Origin of the sequence: Enterobacter sp. Ap-1006 (assembly GCF_011752835.1) — a bacterium.
Lineage (GTDB): Bacteria > Pseudomonadota > Gammaproteobacteria > Enterobacterales > Enterobacteriaceae > Cedecea.
Genome location: NZ_VWWU01000029.1, coordinates 1 through 252 on the forward strand (window position 1 = coordinate 1; position 252 = coordinate 252).

The 252-nt window shown below is 50.0% G+C and carries 1 rRNA gene; it reads left to right on the forward strand.

Annotated features, from left to right (window positions below):
- Window positions 1-233, forward strand: a 23S ribosomal RNA gene (locus F3J28_RS22655); the annotation flags it as partial.
- Window positions 234-252: the final 19 nt, after the last annotated feature.

Consider the following 252-nt stretch of genomic DNA (forward strand, 5'->3'; position numbering starts at 1 on the left):
TGGACGCATCACTGGTGTTCGGGTTGTCATGCCAATGGCATTGCCCGGTAGCTAAATGCGGAAAAGATAAGCGCTGAAAGCATCTAAGCGCGAAACTTGCCCCGAGATGAGTTCTCCCTGACCCTTTAAGGGTCCTGAAGGAACGTTGAAGACGACGACGTTGATAGGCTGGGTGTGTAAGCGTAGCGATACGTTGAGCTAACCAGTACTAATGATCCGTGAGGCTTAACCTTACAACACCGAAGGTGTTTT